This is a genomic window from Cellulomonas sp. NEAU-ZC6 (assembly GCF_056844425.1).
This window is the reverse complement of the sequence record NZ_JBXFYH010000001.1, coordinates 193,966-214,382: the sequence shown is the minus strand read 5'-3', so window position 1 is coordinate 214,382 and position 20,417 is coordinate 193,966. Positions and strand designations below refer to the sequence as shown.

Annotated in this window: 19 protein-coding genes; 7 read left to right on the top strand and 12 right to left on the bottom strand. The window is 77.7% G+C overall.

Annotated elements, in window-relative coordinates; all coding sequences use genetic code 11:
• Positions 1–83: 83 nt before the first annotated feature.
• Complete coding sequence (locus tag AC1050_RS00925) at positions 84–2,819, bottom strand: helix-turn-helix transcriptional regulator (RefSeq protein WP_482385507.1); 2,736 nt, start codon at positions 2,817–2,819, stop codon at positions 84–86.
• 327 nt (positions 2,820–3,146) lie between these two features.
• On the opposite strand from AC1050_RS00925, the gene AC1050_RS00920 reads away from it, so the two are divergent.
• Positions 3,147–3,980, top strand: a complete 834-nt coding sequence (locus tag AC1050_RS00920) for a DUF2382 domain-containing protein (RefSeq protein ID WP_482385506.1) — start codon at positions 3,147–3,149, stop codon at positions 3,978–3,980.
• 33 nt (positions 3,981–4,013) lie between these two features.
• On the opposite strand, the gene AC1050_RS00915 is transcribed toward AC1050_RS00920, so the two are convergent.
• Positions 4,014–4,823 (bottom strand): ferritin-like domain-containing protein, encoded by an 810-nt coding sequence (locus AC1050_RS00915; RefSeq protein WP_482385505.1) that lies wholly within the window; start codon positions 4,821–4,823, stop codon positions 4,014–4,016.
• 167 nt (positions 4,824–4,990) lie between these two features.
• Between AC1050_RS00915 and AC1050_RS00910 the strand changes: the two genes are divergently transcribed.
• Both AC1050_RS00910 and AC1050_RS00905 read left to right on the top strand, forming a co-directional pair.
• A complete protein-coding gene (locus tag AC1050_RS00910) occupies positions 4,991–5,341 on the top strand; it encodes a hypothetical protein (RefSeq protein WP_482385504.1) in 351 nt (116 codons plus the stop codon).
• A gap of 11 nt (positions 5,342–5,352) precedes the next feature.
• Positions 5,353–6,486: an aromatic acid exporter family protein gene (locus AC1050_RS00905; protein ID WP_482385503.1), complete on the top strand. Its 1,134-nt coding sequence runs from the start codon at positions 5,353–5,355 to the stop codon at positions 6,484–6,486.
• A gap of 33 nt (positions 6,487–6,519) precedes the next feature.
• Here AC1050_RS00905 and AC1050_RS00900 read toward each other — a convergent pair whose 3' ends face one another.
• Together AC1050_RS00900 and AC1050_RS00895 are read right to left on the bottom strand one after the other, a co-directional pair.
• Positions 6,520–6,816, bottom strand: a complete 297-nt coding sequence (locus AC1050_RS00900) for a hypothetical protein (protein WP_482385502.1) — start codon at positions 6,814–6,816, stop codon at positions 6,520–6,522.
• 77 nt (positions 6,817–6,893) lie between these two features.
• A complete protein-coding gene (locus AC1050_RS00895) occupies positions 6,894–8,381 on the bottom strand; it encodes an RNB domain-containing ribonuclease (protein ID WP_482385501.1) in 1,488 nt (495 codons plus the stop codon).
• A 106-nt stretch (positions 8,382–8,487) separates the two neighbouring features.
• Between AC1050_RS00895 and AC1050_RS00890 the strand changes: the two genes are divergently transcribed.
• From AC1050_RS00890 to AC1050_RS00875, 4 genes are read left to right on the top strand one after another with little or no spacing between them, the layout of a single operon-like run.
• Positions 8,488–9,480, top strand: a complete 993-nt coding sequence (locus tag AC1050_RS00890; protein WP_482385500.1) for an ABC transporter substrate-binding protein — start codon at positions 8,488–8,490, stop codon at positions 9,478–9,480.
• The gene (locus AC1050_RS00885) at positions 9,477–10,241 is read left to right on the top strand and encodes a class I SAM-dependent methyltransferase (RefSeq protein WP_482385499.1); all 765 of its coding nucleotides are present in this window, start codon (positions 9,477–9,479) and stop codon (positions 10,239–10,241) included. Before AC1050_RS00890 ends, AC1050_RS00885 begins: the two co-directional genes overlap by 4 nt.
• Entirely contained in the window at positions 10,213–11,238 is a 1,026-nt protein-coding gene (locus tag AC1050_RS00880) for a FecCD family ABC transporter permease (RefSeq protein ID WP_482385498.1), read from the top strand. Before AC1050_RS00885 ends, AC1050_RS00880 begins: the two co-directional genes overlap by 29 nt.
• Entirely contained in the window at positions 11,235–12,038 is an 804-nt protein-coding gene (locus tag AC1050_RS00875; protein ID WP_482385497.1) for an ABC transporter ATP-binding protein, read from the top strand. The genes AC1050_RS00880 and AC1050_RS00875 overlap by 4 nt, the downstream gene beginning before the upstream one ends.
• 21 nt (positions 12,039–12,059) lie before the next feature.
• Here AC1050_RS00875 and AC1050_RS00870 read toward each other — a convergent pair whose 3' ends face one another.
• From AC1050_RS00870 to AC1050_RS00835, 8 genes are read right to left on the bottom strand one after another with little or no spacing between them, the layout of a single operon-like run.
• Complete coding sequence (locus AC1050_RS00870; protein ID WP_482385496.1) at positions 12,060–13,475, bottom strand: alkaline phosphatase family protein; 1,416 nt, start codon at positions 13,473–13,475, stop codon at positions 12,060–12,062.
• Positions 13,472–14,671 carry a metabolite traffic protein EboE gene (gene eboE, locus AC1050_RS00865; RefSeq protein WP_482385495.1) on the bottom strand — a complete coding sequence of 400 codons (1,200 nt, stop codon included), beginning with the start codon at positions 14,669–14,671 and terminating at the stop codon, positions 13,472–13,474. The genes AC1050_RS00870 and eboE overlap by 4 nt, the downstream gene beginning before the upstream one ends.
• Positions 14,668–15,543, bottom strand: coding sequence for a TatD family hydrolase (locus tag AC1050_RS00860; protein WP_482385494.1), 876 nt, complete (start codon positions 15,541–15,543; stop codon positions 14,668–14,670). Before AC1050_RS00860 ends, eboE begins: the two co-directional genes overlap by 4 nt.
• Positions 15,543–16,274, bottom strand: coding sequence for an EboA domain-containing protein (locus AC1050_RS00855; RefSeq protein WP_482385493.1), 732 nt, complete (start codon positions 16,272–16,274; stop codon positions 15,543–15,545). The genes AC1050_RS00860 and AC1050_RS00855 overlap by 1 nt, the downstream gene beginning before the upstream one ends.
• Before the next feature lie 14 nt (positions 16,275–16,288).
• Positions 16,289–17,206, bottom strand: coding sequence for a sugar phosphate isomerase/epimerase family protein (locus tag AC1050_RS00850; RefSeq protein ID WP_482385492.1), 918 nt, complete (start codon positions 17,204–17,206; stop codon positions 16,289–16,291).
• Positions 17,203–18,195, bottom strand: a complete 993-nt coding sequence (locus tag AC1050_RS00845; protein ID WP_482385491.1) for an SCO3242 family prenyltransferase — start codon at positions 18,193–18,195, stop codon at positions 17,203–17,205. Before AC1050_RS00845 ends, AC1050_RS00850 begins: the two co-directional genes overlap by 4 nt.
• Positions 18,192–19,364 (bottom strand): inositol-3-phosphate synthase, encoded by a 1,173-nt coding sequence (locus AC1050_RS00840; protein WP_482385490.1) that lies wholly within the window; start codon positions 19,362–19,364, stop codon positions 18,192–18,194. The genes AC1050_RS00845 and AC1050_RS00840 overlap by 4 nt, the downstream gene beginning before the upstream one ends.
• The gene (locus AC1050_RS00835; RefSeq protein ID WP_482385489.1) at positions 19,361–20,371 is read right to left on the bottom strand and encodes a sugar phosphate isomerase/epimerase family protein; all 1,011 of its coding nucleotides are present in this window, start codon (positions 20,369–20,371) and stop codon (positions 19,361–19,363) included. The genes AC1050_RS00840 and AC1050_RS00835 overlap by 4 nt, the downstream gene beginning before the upstream one ends.
• Positions 20,372–20,417: the final 46 nt, after the last annotated feature.

The following is a 20,417-nucleotide window of genomic DNA, read 5'->3' as shown; positions in this document are numbered from 1 at the left end:
CGATGGTCCTCCGACTGTCCCGGGGTCGTGGGGGCGGCCGGACCACGTACGGCACGTAGTGCGTGGCACCGCTCCCCGAGGTGTCAGGTACCGACGTGCTCGCGCAGCTCCCGCCGGGAGGTCACGCCGAGCTTCGAGAACACCTTGCGCAGGTGGTAGTCGACCGTGTGCACGGAGACGAACAGCGCGGCGCCGATCTCGGCGTTCGTGTCGCCGCGCGCGGCCATCCGGGCGACCGTGCGCTCGCGCGGCGTGAGGTCGGGCAGCACCGCCGACGCCGGGGTCTCGTCGGTGCCGGCACCCGTCGCGCGCAGCTCGGAGCGCGCGCGCTCCGCGAACACGGTGGCGCCGGTGGCGGTGAGCAGGGCGAGCGCCCGGCGCAGCTCGACCGCGGCCTCCCCGCGGCGGCGCGCGCGGCGCAGCCACTCGCCCAGCAGCAGGCGGGACCGCGCCGCCTCGACCTCGACGCCCGCCCGCTCCAGCGCCTCCACCGAGGCGCGGAGGTGCTGCTCGGCGTCCGCCCCGGGGTCCGCCAGCGCCTGGCAGCGGTGCACGAGCCCGCGCACCCACACGGAGCCGCTCGCGTCGGCGCGTGCGGCGAGCCCGGCGGTGCACCGGACGGCGTGCTCGTGGTGCCCGGACCGGGCGGCCGCCTCGACGAAGTCGGGCACCCGGGTCGGCGTGACCTGGAGGAACGGGTCCTCGACCTCGGGCAGCAGGGCGGCGTAGGCATCGGCGTACCGCCCCTCGGCGAGGTCGCGGATCGCGAGAGCGGCGGTCGCGCTGGACTCCACCCCGCCGAACCCCGCGGCGGTGGCGGCGCGGGCGACCGCCTCGACGTGGTCGCGCGGCGCACCGGCCCACGCGAGCTGGGCGACGTTCGCGACGTGCTCGGCGTCGTACCCGATCGCCCGCCGCAGCTCGCGCACCTCGTCGACCAGCTGCGCGGCGCGGCGCGGCGTGCCGCCGGTCAGCTCGGCCAGCGAGGCGACCCACAACGCGGTGTCGAGCACCTGCAGGGAACCCGTGCCGCGTGCCGCGCGGGCGGACCGCGCGAGCCCCTCCGCCCGGGCCGTGACGTCCCCCAGCGCGGTGGTCAGCGCGACCTCGGCGATCAGGTACGGCAGCGCCGACGCCCCGTCGAGCGCCTGGATGCGGTCCAGCCCCCGGCGCATGGCGGGGACCGCGACCGGGTACGGGTCGAGCACGTGCGCGGACAGCGCGGCCACGACGACGGCCGCGGGGCCCTCGCGGACGGTCGCACCGGCACGCAGGCGCTCCCCCAGCCCGGCGAGCGTGACGCCGGTGCGACGGCGCTCCGCCGACAGGGCGAAGTCGAACGCCTGCAGCAGCGCCCGCTGCTCCCGTTCCGGGTCGCGCCCGTGGCACAGCCGCGCGGCCTCCAGCAGGTCCGCGCTGGCCCGGACCAGGACCGCGGGGTCACCGGTGAACACGCCGAGGTTGACCCGCACCACCAGCGCCCGGGCCCGCTCGACCGGCCCGAGCTCGGCGTCCTCGACCTCGTCGAGCAGCATCGCGCCGAGCTGCGCGGCGCCGGCGGCCACCGCCGCCTCGGCCGCGGCGACCCGCCGCCGGGCGCGGAGGGGGCCCGGCGGCGTCAGCTCGGCGGCCCGGCCCAGCACCCGCGCGCGGGAGACGGCGCCGCCGCGGGCGCCCGCGAGGTCCGCGACCCGCTCCAGCCGTGCGGCGACGGCGGCGTCCGTGCCGAGCGCGGCCTTGGCCGCGTGCCACGCCTCGAGCTCGTCCAGCCCCGCCTCGCGCGCTGCCGCGGACAGGGCCGCGTGCGCCGCGCGCCGGTCACGACCGGTGGCCGCGGTGTAGGCCGCGGCCCGGACCAGGGGGTGCCGGAACCGCGTGCCGCCGCCCAGGTCGACCAGCCCGGCGTCCTCGGCGGCGACCGCGGCGCCCGGTGGCACCCCGAGCGCGCGGCACGCCGACTCGACGAGGTCCAGCGTGCCGGTCGAGTCGGCGGCCGCGACCAGCAGCCAGGCCCGGGTGCCCGGCGGCGTGCGGCCGACGAGCCGGGCGTAGTGCGCCACCAGGTGCCGGCCGACCGGCACCGGCTCCTCGCCGAGCCCCGAGTCGGTCAGCTCCTGGACCGTGAGCTCGTCCGCCAGGTCGATCAGCGCCAGCGGGTTGCCGCCGGTCGCCGCCGCCACGCGGCTCAGGAGCAGCAGGTCGGCGCCGGCCGCCGCCGAGGCGCGCAGCAGCGTGCCGGCCGACTCCGGGTCCAACCCCGCCAGCCGCACCGACGGCACGCCCGCGGTCGCGGCGTCCACCGCCGCGTCGTCGCGGGCGGCCAGGATCAGCGCCACCGGCTCGGCGTACAGCCGGCGGGCGACGAAGGCCAGGATGGTGAGCGACTCGGGGTCCAGCAGGTGCGCGTCGTCGACCGTGCAGACGATCGGCTGCTCGCGGCCGGCCGCAGCCAGCAGCTCGAGGACGGCGAGGCCGACCAGGAACCGGTCCGGCGGCGGACCCGTCTCGCGCCCGGTCGCACGCCGCAGCGCCGCGGCGTGGTGCTCCGGGATCGTGCCCACCAGGTCCTGCAGCGGCCGCAGCAGCCGGTCGAGGGCGGCGTGCGCGATCGTCTGCTCCGCGTCGTACCCCGCGACCTGGACGACGCGGCAGCCCACGGCGTGCTCGGCGGCCGCGCGCAGCAGGCTGGTCTTGCCGATGCCCGGCTCGCCCCGGACGACCAGCGCGCCGCTGGTGCCGTTGCGGGCGCCGAGCACGACCGCCGCCAGGCGTGCGAGCTCGGCGTCCCGCCCGAGCAGCGTCCGCGCAGGACCCGTCATGGACGCCCACCCTGGTGGACCCGACGACGCGCTGTCCAGACCCCGGTCCCCCGGGGCCGCCGGGACGGCGTGGCGAGGAGGCGTCCCTCCGGCGCGCGACCGGCCCGCGGCCCGGGATCTGGTCCACGACGGCCGCGGGGTGAGACGCGCGCCGCACCCGGTGCGAGCGGGTTCCGGCAGCCCATCTGCGGCTGGCCGGCAGCGGCCCGTGGACCCGCCACGCCCCGCTTGCGCCCGCCCGGCACCGGCCCTGCAATGATCCGTGCGCGACGGCACCGCTCCTCGAGCCGAGGGGAGCCGGGTGGCGTCCCTCGGATCGGAGCGACGATGCTGACGCAGGACCAGATCCAGACCATCTCGGGCGGGACCGTCACGGACACGGCCGGGGACAAGATCGGCAAGGTCGGCCAGGTGTACCTGGACGACCGGACCGGCCAGCCCGACTGGGTGACGGTGCACACGGGCTTGTTCGGCAAGTCCGAGACGTTCGTGCCGCTGCAGGGGGCGAGCGCCGAGGGCGACACGCTGCGGGTCCAGTACACGAAGGCGCAGGTGAAGGACGCGCCGCGGGTCGAGGCGGAGGGGCACCTGTCCGAGGAGGAGGAGCAGCGGCTCTACGCCCACTACGGGCTGGCCTACGACGACGCGGGCACCACCGGGACCGAGGCGGACGACGTCGGCACCACCTCCGGGGTCGGGACCGCGGGCGACGCCGCGGCCACGTCCGGCCGCCGGGACCCCGACGGTGACGACGGTTCCCGCGGCGACGACGCGATGACCGTGTCGGAGGAGCGCCTCCGGGTGGGGACGGAGCGCCGGGAGGCGGGCCGTGCGCGCCTGCGCAAGTACGTCGTGACCGACCAGGAGACGGTCACCGTGCCGGTCACCCGCGAGGAGGTGCGGCTCGAGCGCGAACCCGTCACGGACGCGAACCGCGACGCCGCGGTGTCCGGTCCCGAGCTGACCGAGTCGGAGCACGAGGTGGTCCTCACCGAGGAGCGGCCGGTGGTCGCGAAGGAGACCGTGCCGGTCGAGCGCGTGCGGCTGTCGACGGACACCGTCACGGACGAGGAGCAGGTCAGCGAGGAGGTCCGGCACGAGGAGGTCGAGACCGAGGGCCCGACGGGCACCGGCGGCACCGGCGGTACCGGCAGGGTCTGACCCCCGGGTCGGCGGGGGCGTCCGGCCGGGCGTTCACGCGGACGCCCGGCCGTGTGCCGGAGTCGGTGCGCGCCCGCCGAGCGGGCCCAGCACCTCCCGACGGCGCGGGCCGAGCACCTCCCGGGCAGCAGCGGCGGCGTCCCGGAGAGCCGTCACGGCGTAGGCCGCCGGTCGGACGCCGCACGCGCGCAGCGCGGCACGGTGGTCGGTGACGAGGACCGCCGTCGCCCCGGCGGCCACGACGGTCCACGCCGCGCCCACCACGGCCCGCACCGGGGCGGGCTCGTGGCGGAACCCGACCCGGAGCCGGTCCACCTGGAACCGGAGGTGGTCCCGCTCGTCCGTGGCGATCCGCCGGCCGATCCCCCGCAGCACCGGGTCGGGCGCGTGCTGCTCGAGGGCGACGAAGTGCCGCATGGCGACCACCTCGGCGACGAGGAACAGCGCGATCTCGGTACGCAGGCCCAGCGACCGGCGCAGCAGCGTGAAGGCGCCGTCCGACCAGTGCGCGGGCAGCCGGTCCCCGCCCAGGTGCTCCAGCCCCCGGCGGAACAGGGCGGAGTGCCGCTGCTCCTCGGCGACCAGCAGCCGCAGCGCCGCGAGGTAGACCATGTCGCCGGCGTGCTCCGCCTTGGCCAGCAGGCGTGCGCCGTCGCCGTCCTCGCCGAGCTCGAACCGCTGGAACGAGTGCACGAACGCGGCGCGGGTCGCCGCGTCCAGCGTGCAGGGCTGCGACCAGTCGACCTCCGCCTCGATCGCGCGCTGCCGGGTGGGGTTCGCGCGGAAGTGCGCGAGCCAGGCGTCGAAGGGACCGGTCGCGGACGTGCGGCTGTCGGAGGTCATGCCCGGGACGCTAGGGACGCGGAGGCGGCGCCGGCCGGGGTTCCACCGCACGCGCCGCAGACCTCCGCGGATCGTGCACGCGCTGCCCCGGACCTGCACAGACGCGATCGGGACCTGATGGCGGGAACCACGGGACGCGGCGGGTCGCGAGCCTGCAGGATGGGCCCGTGACCACCCCCGCGCCCGTCCCTGCCGCCCCCGCCGCCCCGGGCCCCCGCCGACGCGTGCCCTGGCTGGTGCTCGCGCACGCGCTCGTCGTGGTGCTGCTGACCCTCGTGCTCCTGGCCCTCGCGCTCCGGCCCACCGAGGACGCGAACATCGGGGCCGGGCTGGCGCTGCTGGCGCTGGTGCCGTTCGGGCTCCCGTGGTCCCTGCCGGTCCTGCTGGGCCCGGACTCGTGGCCGAGCGGCGTGCTGGTGGGCGTCGCGATCGCCGCCGCGGCGCTGAACGTCGTGGTGCACGCGGCCGTGCGGCACCTGGTGCACCGCCGGAGGTGCGCCCGCGCCGCGGCCGGGTGACGCTGGGGCGGATGCCTCGTCTCCCTGCCCCGTCCCGGCGCGTCCCTCTCGCTCCGCTGTCCGCCGGCGGTCGCGCGGTCGCCCGGTTCCTCGCACGGGCTCCGGGCGTCGCCCGTGCGCTGCGTGCGACGGCCGCCGCCGTGCTGGCCTGGGTGCTGGTCGGGCTCGTCCCGGGCCCCTGGAGCGACTACCCGTACTACGCGCCGCTCGGGGCGGTCATCGCGACGTCGGTGACCCTGCGCGGGTCGACGCTGCGCTCGGCGCAGACCGTGCTCGCCATCGCGCTGGGCGCGGTGGTCGCCCGGGTCACGGACGCGCTGCCGGTGCCCGCGCTCGCCGGGCTCGCGATCGTGGTGCTGGTCGGCGTGCTGGTCAGCGAGTGGCACGTCCTCGGGGACATGGGGTCCTGGGTGCCCACCTCGGCGCTGTTCGTCCTGATCATCGGCGACACGGACCCGGTCGGCTACGTCTCCGCCTACGTCGGGCTGACCCTGCTCGGCGCGCTCGTCGGCGTCGCCGTGAACCTGGTGCTGCCGCCGCTGCCGCTGACGCCGGCCGACCACGCGCTCCTGCGGCTCCGGGACGCGACGGCGGCGCACCTCGAGGCGTGCGCGGCCGCCACGCGCGACGACCGGGCCGAGCTGCCCCCGACGGCGGACCTGCTGGCCGCGCGCACCGCGGCGACGCAGGCGGTCACCGACGCGCAGGTCGCGACCCGCGCGAACTGGACGGCCCGCCGGTACCGGTCGTGGCGGGACCGGCAGGACCGGTACGCGGGCGCCCTCGACGGTGCCGCGGCCGCCGCGCTCGACGTCCGGCGTGCGATCGCGACCGACCGCGCCGTCGTCGCGGGGTCGACGTCGCAGGACGACCCGCTGCCGAGCGCCGTCGCCGCGCTCGCCGCCGGGGTCGGTTCGGACGCGGAGGCCGCCGTGCGCGAGGCCACGGCGGCGGCCGTCGAGGCGGGCGCCGCGTTCGTGCGCAGCCGGCCGGAGGACGGCACGGACGACGCCGCGGCCGCCGCCCTGGCCGAGGCGCTGACCGCCGTGCAGGAGGCGGTCGCCGCGGACCGCGCGCACGCCAGCGGCGCGAGCCGCCCGGCGGACGCCGTCGTGGTCGCGCTGGCACCGCTGCTCACGCGCTGAGCGGCGGCGACGGCACGCCGCGACCGGACCCTGTCAGGGCCGCGGGTCGACCCGGCGCCACGGCTTCTCGTCGCGCCGCCGGCCCATGCCGGCGGCGCAGCGCGGGCAGACGCGCCCGACCTCGTCGGCGTCCTTGCCGGTCTCCGGCTGGACGTCGGCCCACCGCACGTGCGGGAACCGGAGCAGCGAGGACCGGTGCAGGGACAGCCCGCACAGCGTCTCGTTGCGTCCCTGCTCCCACGCGTGCACCTCGCCCGCGGGCATCCGGACGCCGTCCGGGTCGGTCCACTGGCTGGATGCCGCGACGGCGGCGGACTTCGGGCGGGCCATGCACCGACGCTAGACCGGAGCGGGGCGGGCGGCACGGCGGTGCGCAGGGACGGAGAGCCCTCGGCGCCGGTCCGGCATCAGCTCGCGGGACCGGCGACCTCGCCGTCCAGCACGAACCGCACGACCCGGGACCCGACCGAGGCCTCGACCAGCCGCACCCGGACGTCCGTGCCGACCGGGAGGCCGGTGCCCTCGACCCGCCCGCGGACCGGCGGCTCGCGCAGCTGCACCACGCCGCTGGTGCCGTCGTCCTTGGCGTCGACCACGACGCCGTCGAACTCCTCGCCCTCGCGACCGGCGAGCAGGGCCGCCTCGACCAGGTCGATCGAGCCGCGCTCGTACGCGGACGCGCGGCGGTCCCCGCCCGCCATCAGCGCGGGCAGCTCCGGGAGGGCCGCCCGGACCGCCTCGGGCACCGGTGCCCCGGCGCTCAACGCGACGCACGTCTCCCCCACGAACCGGTCGACGAGCCGGCGCAGCGGTGCGGTGGTGTGCGCGTACGGCGCGGCGATCGCGGCGTGCAGGGTCTGCTCGGGCAGCTCGCCGTCGAACGCGACGTAGGCGGCGCCGCGCAACAGGGTCGTGGCCTCCGTCAGCAGCGCCGCCTCGGCCGGCACCCCCACGTCCAGCGCGCGCACGACGGCGGCGTGGTCCGCGCCGTCGGGCCAGGCCACCCCGAGCGCGTGCGCGGACCGGCGCAGCCGCTCGACGTCGCGCGGGTCGGGCGGCGGCAGGGTGCGCAGCACGCCCACCCGGCCGTCGAGCATGATCCGCGCCGCGCACATCCCGGTCAGCAGGGAGATCTGGGCGTTCCAGTCCTCGACGGGCAGCGTCGCGCGGCTGGTCAGGGTCCACCGGCCGCGGGCGTCGACCTCGACCTCCTGCTCGGGCGTCGGCAGCGTGAGCCCGCCGCGGGCCACCTCCGCGGCCTGCCGCAGCCGGCCCACCTCGCGCAGCAGCACCAGGGTCTCGTCCGCGGTGCCGTCGTCGAGGGCCCGCTGGGCGCCGTCGTAGGTCAGCTGCGCGCGGCTGCGGACCAGGGCCCGGGACACCCGGGCGTCCGAAGGGGCGCCGTCGCCGTCCAGCTCGATCTCCCAGAGCAGCGCCGGCGCGTCCTGGTCCGGCAGCAGGCTCGCGGCCCCCTCGGACAGCGCGGGCGGGTGCAGCGGGGTCCGGCCGTCCGGCCCGTAGAGCGTGACGACCCGGCGGCGGGTCTCGGCGTCCAGTGCGCCCCCCGGGCGCACCCAGGCCGCCACGTCGGCGATGGCGTAGCGGAGCCGGTAGCCCGGGCCGTGCCGCTCCAGGTGCACGGCCTGGTCGAGGTCGCGGGACCCGGCGGGGTCGATGGTCACGAACGGCACGTCGGTGGCGTCGGCACGCGTCCCCGCGGGACCGTCGGCCAGCACCAGGTCGACCTCGGCGAGGACGTCCGTGGGGAAGGAGGCGGGGACGTCGAGCTCGGCACGCAGCGCGTCCAGGCCCGCGCGCACGGCGGTGTCGACGGTGCGGGGGTCGCGGACGGGCTCGACCGGCACGGCCGGCAGCGTCACCTGGCGTCGGGGCACGTCACGAGAGTAGGCGGGGGTGGCGACCGGCGCACGACCCGGATTCCGCCCGCGCGGCGATGCTGTGGCATCCTGCCTTATGCGAATGATTCTCATCCCCATAACGGTGGCCGCTGCGGCGGCCGCCGTGGCGCTCTCCGGCTGCGCCGCGGCGGCACCTTCCGACGTCCCGGCGGCCGGCGCGACCGACGCCGTCTCCCTGACCAGCTGCGGCCTCGACCTCACGGTCGCCGCTCCCCCGGAGCGCGCGGTCACGCTCGAGCAGGGCGCGACGGAGCTGCTGCTGGCCCTGGGGCTCGGCGACCGGCTGGCCGGTACGAGCTACCTCACCGACGCCGTGGCCCCCGAGCTGGCCGAGGCCTACGCGGCCGTCCCCGTCCTGGCCGACCAGTACCCGACCGCCGAGCAGCTGCGCGGCGCCGACCCGGACTTCGTGTACTCGATGCGCGCCTCGGCGTTCGCGCCCGACGCCGTCGGCGAGCGCGCGGAGCTGGTCGACCTCGGTGTCCCCGCCTACCTCTCCGCGAACGACTGCGAGGACCCGGACCTGGTCGCCGACGAGGTCGGGTTCGACCAGATCTTCACCGAGATCACCGACCTGGCCGCCGTCTTCGGGGTCTCCGAGCGGGGCGCCGACCTGGTCGTCGAGCAGCAGGCCGTGCTGGACGCGACCGCCGAGCGCGCGCAGGACGCGGCCGGCCTCGACGTGGCGTGGATCTACTCCACGATCAACGGCGCGCCGATCGTGGCCGGCGCCGCGGGGCTGCCGCAGACGCTGACCGAGCTGGCCGGCGCGACCAACGCGTTCGCGGACCTGGACGCGCAGTGGACCGAGACGAGCTGGGACGAGATCGCCCAGCGGGACCCCGACGTGCTGGTGCTCGCCGACCTGTCCCGCGGGCTCGCCGGGGACAGCGCCGAGGACAAGATCGCGACGCTGCGGGCCGACGCGGTGACGGCGCAGCTCGCCGCGGTGCGGGCCGACCGGCTGGTGGCGATCCCGGCGACGGAGATGGACCCGTCCGTCCGGAGCATCGACGCCCTGGCGACGCTGTCCGACGCCCTGACCCGTTTCGCCGGGACGGAGGCGGGCGCGTGAGCGGCGACCTGGCCACGTGGTCCCGCGCGCACCTCGACGCCTGGGACCGGCAGCAGGCCGCGTACGTGAACCGCCGCGAGGACCGGTTCGACGTGATGCTGGACGTGCTCGACGCCGCGGTGCCGCCCGGCGCCCTCGTCGTCGACCTGGCCTGCGGGCCCGGGTCGATCTCGGCCCGGGTGCTGGACCGGTTCCCCGGCATGACCTGCGTCGCCGTCGACCACGACCCCGTGCTGGTCGAGCTCGGGCGGCAGTCGCTGGCCCGGCACGGCGACCGGGTGACGTTCGTCGAGGCGGACCTGTGGGACCGCGGCTGGACGCGCGTCCTGGACGGCCGCCGGCCGCACGCGGTGCTGTCGTCGACGGCGCTGCACTGGCTGCCCGCGGACGTGCTGACCCGGGTGTACGCGGACGTCGCGGACGTGCTCGAGCCCGGTGGCGTGCTGCTGAACGCGGACCACCTGCGCCGGCTCGAGGGGCGGCCGCTGTTCGAGGAGCTGAGCCGCCTCGACGACGCGGCCACGCAGGACCGGGACCGCGCCGCCGGCGCGCTCACCTGGGACGCGTGGTGGTCCGACCTGGTCGCGCACCCGCACTACGCGCCGCTCGCCGCCGAGCGGGAGCGCCGGTTCGCCGACCGGCCGCCGAACCCCGACCTCGGGCTCGGGTTCCACGTCGCCGCGCTGCAGGCGGCGCAGTTCGCCGAGGCCGGCCCGGTGTGGCAGCACCTCGATGACTACGTCGTCCTCGCGCAGCGCTGAGGTCGCCGGGTCGGTCGGTGCGGTGCTGCTCCTGGCCGCGGTCGCGTTCGCGGCCGTCGGTGCGGGCGGCGGGGACATCACGTGGTCGCAGACGGCGCGATCGCTGGGCGCGCACCTCGGGCTGCCGGTGGCCCCGCTGCCGGGGCTGACCGACTCCGTCGTGTGGGAGCTCCGGGCGCCGCGCGTGCTGCTCGCCGCCGTCGCGGGAGCAGGCCTGGCGACGTGCGGCGCCGTGCTGCAGGCGGTCACGCGCAACGCCCTGGCGGAGCCGTACCTGCTCGGCATCTCGTCCGGCGCGTCCACCGGTGCGGTGCTCGTGCTGGTCGCCGGTGTCGGGTCCGGCGCGGTGTCGCTGGCGGGTGGTGCGCTGGTCGGCGGGCTGCTCGCGTTCGGGATCGTCCTGCTGCTGCTCGGCGCCGACCCGGCCGGCGCGAGCCGGCTGGTGCTCACCGGCGTGGTCGTGGGGCAGCTGTTCTCGGCGGTGACCTCGCTGGTCCTGCTCGGCTGGGGCGACGCCGACGCCGCGCGCGGGCTGACCTACTGGCTGGTCGGCTCGCTCGCCGCCGCGCGCTGGCCGGCGGTGCTGCTGTGCGCCGTGGTCACCGCGGTCGCGCTGCTGGTGCTGCGGCTGGTCGCGGCGGACCTCGACGCGTTCGCGTTCGGCACCCGCACGGCGGCGTCCCTCGGGGTGCCCGTCGGGACCGTCCGGACGGTCGCCCTGGTGGCGACCGCCGCGGTGACGGCCGTGGTCGTCGCGAGCGTCGGGGCGATCGGGTTCGTGGGGCTGATCGTCCCGCACGCGGTGCGGGCGCTGGTCGGACCGCTGCACCGCCGGCTGCTGCCGGCGAGTGCGCTGGGCGGGGCCGTGTTCCTCGTGGTCGCCGACACGGTCGGCCGCACCGCGCTGGCCCCGCGGCAGCTGCCCGCCGGCGTCGTCACCGCCCTGCTCGGGGTACCGGCGTTCCTGCTGATCCTGCACCGGCGGGAGCGGGCATGACGCGCCACGAGCGGGCGGTCGAGCTCACCGCCCGGGGCATCGGCGTGCGGGTGCGCGGACGGTCGGCGCCGATCCTGGACGACGTCGACCTCACCGCGCCCGCGGGGCTGGTCACCGGGCTGCTCGGACCGAACGGCTCCGGGAAGTCCACGCTCCTGCACGCCCTCGCCGGCACCGGTGCGCCCGGGTCCGGGGTGGTGCGGCTGGCGGGCGTCGACCTGACGGCGGTGCCGCAGCGGGAGCGCGCCCGCACCCTCGCGGTCATGGAGCAGAGCAGCGACACCGACACGGACCTGCGGGTCGGGGACGTCGTCGCGCTGGGCCGGCTCCCGCACCGCGGTCGGCTCGCCCCCGCGGGCCCGCAGGACGTGGCCGCGTGCGCCGCCGCTCTGGCCGCCGTCGGGCTGTCCGGGACCGAGGACCGCCGCTGGCGCACGTTGTCCGGCGGGGAGCGGCAGCGGGTGCACGTCGCCCGGGTCCTCGCCCAGGAGCCCGGGCTGCTGCTGCTCGACGAGCCCACCAACCACCTCGACGTGCAGCACCAGCACGCCCTGCTCGACCTGCTGGCCCGGACCGGGCTGACGGTCGTCGTGGTCCTGCACGACCTGGCGCTGGCGGGGCGCTACTGCGACCGGCTGCTGGTGCTGCGCGACGGCCGCACGCACGCCGCCGGGACGCCGGCCGAGGTGCTCACGCCGGGGATGCTCCGCGCGGTGTTCGGGGTGGACGCAGAGGTCACCACGTCGGGCGGCCGGGCGCGGGTCGAGGTGCTCGGGGCCGCGGCCCCGTCGACCCGGTGACCCGGCGCCCGCCGCCCGATGTCACGGCGCCGTGCGCGCACCGAGGCCCTGCAGCTCGAGGACCGTGTCGCGGACCGCGGCCGCGGGCAGGGCGCCGCCGCCCGCCAGCGCGGCGGCGACCACGGGCGGCACGTCGGGGTCGGAGCACAGCACGACCGGGGCGTCCGCGGCCGCCGTGGGCAGCCGGCCGTGGCTGCCGCGGACGTGGCCGGCGTCCAGCGGCGTGGTCCGCATCGCGTACCGCAGCCCGAGCTTTTTGCGCACCAGGTTCAGCCCGGCGCGGGCCCTGGCCAGCGGGTCGGCGGGGTCGAAGAACAGCTCCGCGGGGTCGTACCCGGGCTTGCGGTGGATGTCGACGCCCCGGGCGTAGTCGGGGGCGACGGCGTCGTCCAGCCAGAAGTAGTACGTGAACCAGGCGCCGGGCGCGGCGACGACCACCAGCTCCCCGGACCGCTCGTGGTCCAGGCCGTACCGGGCCTGCGCGGCACGGTCGAGCACCTCGTCCACGCCCGGCACGGCGCGCAGCAGGGCCGCGACCCGCGGCACGTCGGCCGGGTCGGCCACGTAGACGTGCGCCACCTGGTGGTCCGCCACCGCGAACGCCCGGGACGTCCACGGGTCCAGCTGCTCGCCGTTCGCCTGCCGGTACACCTGCAGCAGCCCCTCCTCGCGGAGCAGCCGGTTGAGGTGCACCGGCCGGTCGGCGGGCTCGATGCCGTACTCGGAGACGGCGAGCACGGTGGTCCCGTCCGCCTCCGCCTGGTCGAGCAGCGGGGTCAGGGCGGCGTCGAGCCGGGCCGCCGCCGCGTCCGCGCGCGGGTCGAGCGGGCCGAACCGCTGCAGGTCGTAGTCCAGGTGCGGGACGTACGCCATCGTCAGGTCGGGCCGCTGCACGGACATCAGGTGGCGGGTCGCGCCCACGATCCACTCGGTCGACGCGATCGACGCCGTCGGTCCCCAGTACTGGAACAGCGGGAAGTCGCCCAGGCGGTCGACCAGCTCGTCGTGCAGGGCCGGCGGCCGCACGTAGGCGTCCGGGGACTTGCGCCCGTCCGCGTGGTAGACCGGCCGGGGGGTCACGGTGACGTCCGTGGACATGCCCATCGCGTACCACCAGCACACGTTGGCGGCGGTGTAGCCGGGCTGGGCGCGGCGCGCGGTCTCCCAGACCTTCTCCCCCGCGACCAGCCGGTTGTGCTGCCGCCAGAGGTGCACCTCCCCGAGCTCGCGGAAGTACCAGCCGTTCCCGACCACGCCGTGCCGGGCGGGCGGCAGGCCGGTGAGCATCGTGGACTGCACGGAGCAGGTGACGGCGGGCAGCACGGTCCGCAGGCCCGCCTGCCAGCCCCCGGCGGCGAGCCGGGACAGCCGGGGCATGTGCGCCAGCGCGCGCGGGGTCAGCCCGACGACGTCGAGCAGCAGCAGGGGCGTGGTCATGCGGTCCTCCGGGCGGTCGGGGCGGGCGCGTGCTCCTCGTCGTCCCACCAGGAGCGCGCGTCCAGGTGGTCCGCGGCCCAGCGGAGCTCGGCGGCGATGCCGGCGACCAGGTCGTCGGCGGCACGGGCGGCGAGCTCGTCCGGCAGCACGGACCAGGTGTAGGTCTCGACGTCGAGGTGCGCCTCGTCGCCGTGCGGGCCGCGCAGCACCGCGGTGACCGCGTCGCGCAGGACGTCGGTGGTGGCCGCCAGCGGGGCCGCCGGCCGGTGGTGCAGCGGGACGTGCACGTGCACCCGCCACGGGCCGGCCGACGGCAGCCCGGTCAGCGCCTCGGGCAGGTCGTCCGCGGCGTGCACGGCTCCGCCGCTGCGCTCGCGCACCTGGTGCAGGTACCGCTGCTCGGCGAACCGCGCGACGGCGGCCCGCGCGACCGGGTCCGCGGGGTCGTCGACGTGCAGGGCGGCGGACGCCTGCACCTTGACCACGCGCAGCCCCGCCTGCCGGATGCGCCGCACGGCGGCGACGGGGTCGGCGAACGAGACCGCGAGGTGGCAGGTGTCCAGGCAGACGCCGACGTGCTCGGGGTCGATCTGCCCGGGCCCGGTGCCCAGCCGCGCGCCGAGCCAGCCGGCGACGTCGTCGACGGTGTCCAGCACGCAGCCCGGCTCGGGCTCGACGGCCAGCCGCACGGTGCGGCCGGTGCGGACGGCCAGGTCGCGCAGGCCGGCGGACACGTCCGCGAGCGCCGCGGTGGCCGCGGCGTCGTCGGCGGCGCTCCACGGCTCCCGCCAGGCCAGGGGCAGGGTGGAGATCGACCCGTCGACGCCGTCGGGCAGCAGGTCGGCGAGCACCTCGGCGCACCCGAGCGTGTACGCGGCGCGGGCGGGGTCGGCCCAGGTGGGCCGGTAGACGGCGTGCTTGACCACGTCGGCGTGGAACCCGCCGTAGGGGAAGGCGTTCAGCGTGTGCACGGTCAGGCGGTGCCGGGCGAGCCCGTCCCGCAGCCGGGCGCGGTCCGGCGGGTTCGCGGCGAGCCGGTGCGCGAGGTCGGCCGGCAGCCAGAGCCCGACGCCGAGCGTGTCGAGCCCCGCCGCCTCGCGGACCGGGCCCGCGTACCGGTGCAGCTGGGCGAGCACGCCGTCCAGGTCCTCGGCCGGGTGCACGTTGGTGCAGTAGGACAGCGGCATGCCGGTCATGCGCGCGCCCCGCGCAGCACGGAGGAGCCCTCGAAGGTCGCGGGCGGCGGCACGGCGCCGGGGACGAAGCCGGGCACCGGGTCGAGGACGAGGTTGCCGGACTGCGCGTAGAAGGCCACGGGGTTGCGCCACAGCACCTGGTCGACGTCGTCCTCGGTGAACCCGGCCTCGAGCATCGTCATCCCGGTCCGCCAGGTCTTGAGCGGGTCGGACCGGCCCCAGTCGGCGGCGGAGTTCACGATCATCCGGTCGGTGCCGTACTGCTGCAGCAGGGCGACCATGCGGACCTCGTCCATCTTGGTGTCCGGGTAGATGGAGAACCCGGCCCACGCGCCGGCGTCCCGGACGGCGGCCACGGTGGTCTCGTTCAGGTGGTCGACCAGCACGCGCTCGGGCGGGAGCCCCGACTCCCGGACGACGTCGAGCGTCCGGGCGGTGCCGGCCTGCTTGTCCCGGTGCGGGGTGTGCACGAGCACCGGCAGGTCCGCGTCGGCGGCCAGCACGAGCTGCCGGGCGAACACGTCGTCCTCCTCCGAGGTCATGGCGTCGTACCCGAGCTCGCCCACGGCGACGACGCCGTCCTTGGCCAGGTACCGCGGCAGCAGGTCGAGCACCTCCCGGCAGCGGGGGTCGTTCGCCTCCTTCGGGTTGAGTCCGATGGTCGCGTGGTGCCGGATGCCGAACTGCGCGGCCCGGAACCGCTCCCAGCCCAGCAGGGCGTCGAAGTAGTCGCGGAACGACCCGACGCTCGTGCGCGGCTGGCCGAGCCAGAACGCGGGCTCGACGACGACGCGCACCCCCGCGGCGTACATCGCCTCGTAGTCGTCGGTGGTGCGGCTGGTCATGTGGACGTGCGGGTCGAGGATGCGCATCAGGACTCCTGGTCGGGGGTGTGCGGGGCGGCGGCGACGCGCGCCAGGTCGGCGGGGACGGGCCGGCCGGCGGCACGGCGCTCGGCGGCGAGGTCGCCGGCCATCCGGGCGAGCTCGGCGTCGGCACGGTCGTGCAGCCCGGCGACGGCGTCCAGGCTGGTGCCCTGGAACACGAGCTTGACGACGGCGTGCCGCCAGGTGTGCTGGTCGAGGTGCACCGCGGCGAACGGGCCGACGGCCGCGGCCACCAGCGAGGTGTCGTTGGCCCGCAGCGCGTCGGCGGCCAGGTCGCGGCCGACGGCGACGAGCGGGCCGGGCAGCGCGGCGCCCCGGTCCCCCGCGGTCGTGGTGAGCGCGTCGAGCCCGCGCAGCACGCCGCGGCGCTCGGCGGTGTCGCCGTCCCGGTACAGGTCCACCAGGTGGTCCGCGAGCGCCTGCGCGTCGCCGCCGTGCGCCCGGTCCAGCTCGAGCACGACCGCCGCGCGTGCCGCGTCGTCGACGGTGCCGTGCACGACGCCCGCCGGGTCGGTGCCGGGCCGCAGCGGGTCGCGGCCGACCCGGCGCCCGACGAGGGGCAGCACCCGGTCGGCGGCGCGCGGGTCGCGGCGCACCTCGGCGAGGGCGTCGGCGAGCCAGCCCGTGTGCGGGGCGCGCGCCGCGGCGACCACGGCGGTGAGCGGGACGTGCGGTGCCGGGGGTGCGGCGGGGTCGGACGACGTCGTCGGCGTCACGGTGACCTCCCTGGTCAGCGGGCGGGTAGGGGTGCGGGCTCGGGTGCGGGGGCGGACGTGGGCCCGGTAGCGGCCCAGGCGTGCCGGATCGCCGCCGCCGCGTCGTGCACCTGGCGCGGCGCGTCCCAGGAGTGCCGGGGCAGCTCCACGCTGACGACGCCGGCGTACCCGGCGGCCGCCCGCCGGGCGAGGGCGGCCAGGGCGGCGGGCAGGTCCAGGTCGCCCGCGCCGAACGGCAGGTGCTCGTGGTGGGTCCGCGGCATGTCGTCGAGCTGCACGTGCGCGAGCAGCGGCCCGGCGGCGTCGAGGGCGCCGGCCACGCCTGCGGGCTCGACCACCAGGCAGTGGCCGACGTCGACAGTCAGCCCGAGCGCGGCCGGCGCACCGAGGTCGGCGTGCAGGCGCAGGGCGTCCCCGACCGTCTCGACCAGCATCCCCGGCTCGGGCTCGAGCGCCAGGCGCACCCCGTGGTCGGCGGCGTGCCGGACCACGGCGGGCAGCCGGTCGCGCAGCCGGTCCCACCCCTGCTCGGGCGCCGTGCGCGCGGGCAGCACCCCGGAGAACAGCTGCACCACCGGTGCGCCGAGGGCGGCGGCGACCTCCACCGCACGGCGCAGGTAGCCCAGCCGGGGACCGGCGTCCGGGTCCACGAGCGCGGGCGCGTGCTTGCGGCGCGGGTCCAGCAGGTACCGGGTGCCGGTCTCGACCACGAGCCGCAGGCCCCGGCCGTCGTGCGCGCGGGCGAGCCGGTCACGCAGCGCCCGGAGCACCTCCGGCGGGGCGCCGGGGTCGAGGTGCGGGAACCCGAGCGTGAGGGCGACGGCGTCGTAGCCCGCGTCCTCCAGCAGGTCGAGGGCGTCGGGCAGCGGGTGGTCCCCGAGCCCGTTGGTGCCGTAGCCGAGCGGGAACGGCAGGGGTGCCGTGCCCGTCACGTCTCGCTCACCGCCCGGGCGCCGGAGCGACGGCGCACCAGCGTCGCCACGGCGGCCACCACCCCGAGCGCCGCCGCGGCCGCCGGGTGGCCGGCGCGCGCGGCCCACGTCGCCTGCAGCGGGACCATCGCGCGGATGCCGGCACCGGTCGCCGCGCGGGCGGCGGGCCCGTCGGGCGTGCGCGCCGCGGCGGCCTGCGCGGGCAGGCACGTGGCCAGGTAGGCGCCGGCCGCGAGCACGGCTGCGGCCCGCGCCGCGCGGGTGGCCGGGGCGGCCCGGGTGGCCGGGGCCGCGGTGGCCGGGCCCGGGGTGGTGCCCCGCAGCCCCGCGAGCGCCGCCGCCGCCACGGCCACCGAGCCCGCGGTGACCGCGCCCGCGATCCCGCGCGCGGTGCCGTGCACCTCCCCGCGGGACAGCACCGTGACCCCGGCGGTGTGCACGGCGAGCGCGGCGGCGGCGGGAGCGGCGGCCCGCAGGTGCCCGGGCCCCGCGCCGAGCAGCACGTCGAGCCCGCGGCAGGCGGCCATCGCCACCGGGCCGGCGGCGGTCGCCTTCAGCCGCGCGTCGTACAGCCAGACGCACCCGGCGAGCGGCACCGCGACGGCCAGCGCCCGTCGGCCCCCGCCCGCCGCGGCGAGCGCGAGCCCCGCGGCCCCGAGCACCCCGGCGACCCGCAGCGCGTGGCCGGGGGCCACCCGGCCGGACGGGATGGGCCGCTCGGGGCGCTCGACGGCGTCGAGGTCCCGGTCGGCCCAGTCGTTCAGGGCCATGCCGCCGGCGTAGAGGCAGGCGGACGCGAGCGGGAGCAGCGCCCGGCGGCCGGCGAGGCCGTGCCCGGCCGCGGCCCCGCCGGCCACCGTGTCGCCGAGCACCGTCAGCACCGCGGGGGCCCGCACCAGCTCGAGGTGGTCGCGCACGGACGGCCGCGCGCCCGGCCCGGCCACCAGCCCCGGCAGCAGCACGGGCAGTCCCGGCAGCACGGGCGTCACGCGCGCCCCAGCCGGTCGGCCCAGCCCACCAGGTCGCGCGCCTGGTCGGCGGCGGCGTGCCGGTCGGAGCCCCACGGGTCCTTGAAGAAGAACCCCAGCTCGGGCACCACGCCGGCCACCCCGGCGGCGTGCGCCAGCGCGAGCAGCCGGGCCAGGTCCAGCACCATCGGCGCGGCCAGCATCGAGTCGTACGCCGACCAGGTGGTCTGCAGCGTGATCCGGGAGCCGAGGAACCCCTGCGCGTGCACGTGGTCCCACGCGACCTTCACGTCGCCGAGGTCCGGGACGTGGTCGATGTGCAGCGGCGTGACCTCGGAGCCGGTGAGGTCGTGCAGCCCGCGGGTCTTGGAGGCGAGCTTGGACCGCACGGCCTCCGGGTCCGCGAGCGTCGCCCCGTCCCCGCCGCCGAGCAGGTTGGTCCCCGCCCAGGACAGCACCCGCAGCCCGCGGTCGGTGAAGCCCGGCGCCAGCACGGTGCGCAGCCAGGTCTGCCCGGTCTTGCCGTCCTGCCCGGCGACGGGCACGCCCCGCTCCCGCGCCAGGTGCTGCAAAGCGGGCAGGCCGAGACCGGCCGACGGCGTGAACCCGGCGTAGGCGGCGCCGGCGAGCACCGCGGCCAGCGCGGTGACGGACGACGGCGGCAGCACCGCACGGTCCGGCTCGGCCAGCGCGGCCGCGAGCGCCGCCGCGTCGTGGTGCTCCGGGGCGTCCGCGGCCGGGGGCTCGGTGGACGACACGTCGACCACCACCACCCGGGCCAGGGCGTGCCGCTCGGCGAACCCGGTGATGTCGGCGGCCAGCTGCTCGGCGGCCTGCTGCTGGCTGCGACCCGGTGCGAGCGGGCCGCGGTAGCCCGGACGGACCTCCGCGTCCGCGGCGTCCAGGGCGTGCGCGGTCGCGGCGAGCAGCGGCGCGGGGATCATGCCCGCGTCCACCAGCGCCTCGGCGCGCTTGGTCACCGAGACGTCCCCGACGTCGTGCCCGCCGACCACCAGGTCGCCCCACGCGGGCAGCGGCAGCCCGGCGAACGCGTCCCCCGCGGTGACGCAGCCCTCGGCGCCGGCGTGACCGCCGGCGAGCGCGGCGAGGCCGAGCGCGGCGGTGGTGCCGACCGACCCGCGGGCGCCGACCAGCCAGAGGCCGGTGCGGGCGCGGGCGTCGGCGCTCACGCGCGGTCCTTCGTGCTGAACGCCGCGTCGAAGGCGGCCTCGGGCGCGTCGAACGCGAGCCGGCGCACGAACGCGAGGGCCTCCGGGGCGCCCTGCAGCCGGTCCATGCCGGCGTCCTCCCACTCCACGGAGATCGGCCCGGTGTACCCGATGCTGTTCAGGGTCCGGAACGCGTCCTCCCACGGCACGTCGCCGTGGCCGGTGGAGATGAAGTCCCAGCCGCGGCGCGGGTCCGCCCACGGCAGGTGCGAGCCGAGCCGGCCGTTGCGGCCGTTGTGCATCCGCTTCTTCGTGTCCTTGCAGTCGACGTGGTAGATCCGGTCGCGGAAGTCCCAGAGGAACGCGACGGGGTCCAGGTCCTGCCAGACCATGTGGCTCGGGTCCCAGTTCAGGCCGAACGCCTCGCGGTGCCCGATGGCCTCCAGGGTGCGGACCGTCGTCCAGTAGTCGTAGGCGATCTCGCTGGGGTGCACCTCGTGCGCGAAGCGGACGCCGACCTCGTCGAACACGTCCAGGATCGGGTTCCACCGGTCCGCGAAGTCCTGGTACCCCGCGTCGATCACGGCGGCCGGCACCGGCGGGAACATCGCGACGTACTTCCAGATGGACGACCCGGTGAAGCCCACGACGGTGTCGACGCCCAGCTTGGCCGCGATCCGCGCGGTGTGCTGCATCTCCTCCGCGGCGCGGCGGCGGACGCCCTCGGGGTCGCCGTCGCCCCACACGTGCGCCGGCAGCATGTCCTGGTGCCGGAAGTCGATCGGGTCGTCGCAGACCGCCTGGCCCTTGAGGTGGTTCGAGATCGCCCACACCTTGAGGCCGTACCGGTCCAGCACGTCGAGCCGGCTCTGGACGTACGCGTCGTCGTCCCAGCGCCACGGGTCCAGGTGGTCGCCCCAGCAGGCGATCTCGAGGCCGTCGTAGCCCCACTCCGAGGCGAGCCGGGCGACCTCCTCGAAGGGCAGGTCGGCCCACTGGCCGGTGAACAGGGTGATCGGGCGTGCCATGGTGCGTCTCCTCGTCGAGAGCGGTGGTGCGGTGCGGTTCGATGCT